General features: G+C 69.8%; 4 protein-coding genes and 1 pseudogene. 2 read left to right on the top strand and 3 right to left on the bottom strand.

The genetic code is table 11. The features are described from left to right. Positions 1-97: 97 nt before the first annotated feature. Positions 98-601, top strand: coding sequence for a glutathione peroxidase (locus EHS43_RS39000; RefSeq protein ID WP_125195315.1), 504 nt, complete (start codon positions 98-100; stop codon positions 599-601). Positions 602-832: 231 nt separating this feature from the next. Here EHS43_RS39000 and EHS43_RS39005 read toward each other — a convergent pair whose 3' ends face one another. The 3 genes from EHS43_RS39005 to EHS43_RS39015 all read right to left on the bottom strand — a co-directional run bounded on the left by EHS43_RS39005 (position 833) and on the right by EHS43_RS39015 (position 3,214). Beyond that, a complete protein-coding gene (locus EHS43_RS39005) occupies positions 833-1,024 on the bottom strand; it encodes a DUF397 domain-containing protein (protein WP_007382715.1) in 192 nt (63 codons plus the stop codon). Between the two features lie 201 nt (positions 1,025-1,225). Then, positions 1,226-2,095: a helix-turn-helix transcriptional regulator gene (locus tag EHS43_RS39010; RefSeq protein WP_037709147.1), complete on the bottom strand. Its 870-nt coding sequence runs from the start codon at positions 2,093-2,095 to the stop codon at positions 1,226-1,228. A 363-nt stretch (positions 2,096-2,458) separates the two neighbouring features. Continuing rightward, the gene (locus EHS43_RS39015) at positions 2,459-3,214 is read right to left on the bottom strand and encodes a GPP34 family phosphoprotein (RefSeq protein WP_037709146.1); all 756 of its coding nucleotides are present in this window, start codon (positions 3,212-3,214) and stop codon (positions 2,459-2,461) included. 235 nt (positions 3,215-3,449) lie between these two features. Here EHS43_RS39015 and EHS43_RS39020 point away from each other — a divergent pair. Continuing rightward, positions 3,450-4,175: pseudogene (locus tag EHS43_RS39020) on the top strand (D-alanyl-D-alanine carboxypeptidase); the annotation flags it as partial.

A 4,175-nucleotide genomic window follows, 5' to 3' on the forward strand; every position in this document is an offset into this window, starting at 1 on the left:
GGTCGGTGCTGTACGTGCGGACGGCGGCCGGGGAGGTGCTGGTGGCGGCCTCGGGGGCCACAGCCGGGGAGGCACCGGACGGAGTTAGCATCCGCTCATGACGACTACAGATGGTTCCTCCCCCCTCGACGTCGAGATCGGCGCCCTCAAGGGTGGTCCGGCCGACCTCGCCCAGTACGCCGGCAAGGCCGTCCTCATCGTGAACGTGGCCTCCAAGTGCGGGCTCACCCCGCAGTACACCGGGCTGGAGAAGCTCCAGGAGCGGTACGCGGAGCGCGGCTTCACGGTGCTCGGCGTGCCCTGCAACCAGTTCCTCGGGCAGGAGCCCGGCAGCGCCGAGGAGATCGCGGAATTCTGCTCTGCGACGTACGGCGTGACCTTCCCGCTGACCGAGAAGGTCGAGGTGAACGGGGAGGGGCGGCACGCGCTGTACGAGCGGCTCGTCGGTGTCGCCGACGCGGAGGGGCACAGCGGGGACATCCGCTGGAACTTCGAGAAGTTCCTGATCGGGCGGGACGGGTCGGTCGTGGCCCGCTTCTCCCCGCAGACCGAGCCGGAGTCGGACGAGGTCGTGGCCGCGGTGGAGGGTGCGCTGGCGTAGCAGGCCGGTGCGGGCCCGTCGTGGCTGGTCGCGCAGTTCCCCGCGCCCCGAGTGGGTGCGGTCACGCTTGCACGGCCTGCGCGGCCAACCCGCATCGGCCCGCACCTGACGCACAACCCCGCGGCCCAAGTGCCGCCCGCACACGCCGAGCCCCCTCGGCAAGGACGGCGATCTGGTCGAGAGGGCTCTGTGGTGGTGCTTGTGCAGTTGTAGGTAGGGTGTGGCGTGGTGTCACACCTTGACCGAGGCCACGAAGGCACTCCACGCCTCGGCGGGGAAGGCCAGCTTGGGACCCTCGGGGATCTTGGTGTCGCCGAGTTCGAGTGCTTCCTCCTCGGTCGACCTGACCATCAGACACGCCCCGTTGGCGTTGGTGTAGGTGGAGGTCGTCCATGTGTCCAGGGTGCCCAGACGGATTGCCATATTCGCTCCGTAGCCAGATGCGCAGTGTTCGGATCACGCCAACCTTCACTGATCGTTGGCGTGATCGACGCTACTCGCCGGCCTCCTCTTTCGGAGCAGTCATTCACTCGTATGGCGGCATATTCCAAGGGACTCTTCCAGTGGAACAAAGCCGTGCTGTACTATTCGGCCCGCTCTGTAGCGAAGCGGCCCGGCAGGGGCTCAGCGGGCATACTCGCGGGCGTACTCCTTGGCGAGGTCCTCGATGAGCTGACGCGACTGGTCGACGTTGAGCGCCTGGGCCCTCAAGTGCTCGTACATCACGGTGTACTTCTGCACGTCGTGCGCCTTCTCCAGGTACAGGTCGCTGGTGACGCCCTCGATGTAGACGACGCTGGAGTCCGCCGCGTCCGAGAACTCCAGGATGGAGTACTGCCCGCTGAGCCCGGGATGGGCGCCCACGTCGAACGGCAGCACCTGCACGGTGATGTGGGGCTGCTGGGACATCTCCACGAGGTACTCGAGCTGCTCGCGCATCACCTGGCGGCTGCCGACGACCCGGCGCAGCGCCGCCTCGTCCAGGACGACCCACAGCCGCAGGGGATCCCGCTCGGCCGCGACCCGGCTCTGGCGCCGCAGCCGCACCTCGACCCGCTTGTCGTTCTCCGTCTCGGTGGCTTCCGGCGCGCCGCCGCGCACGATGGCCTCCGCGTAGGGCCGGGTCTGCAACAGGCCGGTGATGATCTGGGGTTCGTACACGCGCAGCGACTCGGCGTCAGTCTCCAGGCCGATGTAGACGCTGTACGGGATGTCCCCGAAGGCGTGCCACCAGCCCTGCTGCCGCGAGTCCTTGGCCATCTGCATCAGGGAGTCGACGATGCGCTGGTCCTCGACCTCGTACACCCCGCAAAGGTCGCGGACGTCGCGCTGGCTGATGCTGCGCCGGCCGTTCTCCAGCCGGCTGATCTTCGACTGCGACACGAGCAGCCGCTCCGCCACCTCTTCGGCCGTCATGCCCTTGAGCTCGCGGAGCCTGCGCAGCTCCTGGCCCAGCCGGCGCCGCCTGACGGTGGGATTGACATTGGACGCCACGGGACGTGCACCTCCGGCTGCGTGCCTCGTTCTTGACTTTGCGTATCTGCTGTTGAGCAGACTGCCACCAAGGTGCTTATTACCGCTGGGAAACCGTGTATATGCGCTGCGTGCACGTCAGTTGCGGACCGCTCGGCCGATCCGGCCCGGACATGCGGCCGCGCGGGGCGCCGGGACCGGCGACGCCCGAAGGACGGACGTACGGTCCCGACGCCCCGCGCGGACCAGCGGCTCCCGAACCGGTCTGTGGGGACTGACGGTGCGGCGGCTCAGTGGTGCGTGGTGCGGGTGGTGCGGGTGGTGCGTGGTGCGGGTCGTGCCTGTGCGGTGGTGCTGTCGGCGGTGCGTGCCGTGGGCTGCGGCTCAGTGAGCCACGGCGCGCGCCATCGGTCCTCGGCGCGGTTGCATCGGAACGCCGCGGGCGGGTTCCGGCGCGGGCCTGGCTCCGGGGGCGGCCTGGCGGCCGGCCGGTGCCGGGCTGCGACGTGGCTGTGCCGCCACGCCGTTCTGGACGTCCATCACGGCGTGCGCGACGAGTCCGCCCATCGGGTCGTGCCTGATCAGGTCCCGCAGCCGGGAGCGCGAGGAACGGCCCTCGTTGCCCGGGTACAGGTGCTTGCCGAGGCCGACCGCGTGGGCCAGGGCGGCGAGCGCCGCGGTCCGCGGGTCCGGCGGTACGCCGGTGCGGATCGCCGAGTCCAGGCGGGCCCTGATCTCCCGGCTGATCTCGTTGTCCGTCGCCTGGTAGCGAGTCGTCGGCAGCACTCCGCACATCTGGCCCGCCACGGCATGCACCATGCCGCACCGCTCCAGATGCGAGAGGTAGGTCTGGCGGAGCCCCAGTCGCGGCCCGCCGATCCAGTTCACTGCCCGCACGGGAGCGCCACGCCTTCGCAGCAACTCCAACGCGCAGTCCAAAGTCGGATCTCCAGTCGGCCGTGGGGCTACCACGGCGATACGATCCCCGTCTGGGGCTATCCGTCCGGCCAGCGCCAGCTCCACTAGCTGTGCTCCGGCCAGACCGAGGTCGAGCGACTGCGGCTGTGCGGTGGTACCCGTGGCCGGGTCCAACGCCAGCAGCAGAAGCTCCTCCGGAAGTGTTCTGCGGCTCCTGCCCATCCATGCCTCCCCGCGTGGATGAAAGACAGGGTGACCCCTCTCACATTGGTCTGTCGAGGGTGCGTGACCTGTTTGTAGTGGAACCGGTAGGTATGTCGTTCTCGTCTACCGCTTGGGACAGGGCCGCACACAGGACACTGGTACATGGTTCGGACAGCGTGGTGTGGCGGTGTCCGAGCGGCGATTCAACGGTTCGGCAGGCGCAGGGTGACGAATACCCGATCACCCGCGGCACATGGAGGAGGCATCGGTGGCGGGCGAGTCCCCCGACAGGTCGAAGCAGCGCGAGTCGTCGGCAGAACCGACGTCGGGGAGCGCGAGTCCGGTTCCCGAGGCGAGGAGTTCCGCCCGGGATCCCCGGCTGGCGGTGGCGCGGGAGTCCGTCTCCCTCGGAGGCGTCGACACGGCCACGAAGATCTTCTCGGTACGTAACCTCCCGAAGCCCCCGGAGGACGCCGACGAGAGCCCCACAGAGACCGGAACGGACGCGTCCGCCCCCGAGGCGACCAAGGACGAGCCGAAGGCGCCGGACGCGCCGGAGGACGAGGAGAGCGCGGAGGACGCGGAGAGCGCGGAGAGCGCGGAGAGCGCGGAGAGCGCGGAGAGCGCGGAGGACACGGCTTCGGCCGAGACCCCGGACGACTCCGACAACGATTCCGGTGACACGGACGACTCCGACGACTCCGACGAGGGTGACGAGCCGGCCGCGTCCGGTGACGCGCGGCTGCGGGACGCGGTGGCGGCTTGGGTGGCCAAGGGCGAGGGGACGGCCACGAAGGACGCTTCCGGCGAGCAGGAGCCCGCGGGGAAGCCCGCCGAGGACGAGCCCGCCCCGGAGACCGCCGCAGCGGAAGACCCCTCCGACACGGACGAGGACGCCGACCCCGACACCTCAGGGGCGCGGGGAACTGCGCAACCAACCCCCACCGACCCGCACACGGACGACGACCCCGGCGACGAC

The organism is Streptomyces sp. RP5T (assembly GCF_003933965.1).
Lineage (GTDB): Bacteria > Actinomycetota > Actinomycetes > Streptomycetales > Streptomycetaceae > Streptomyces.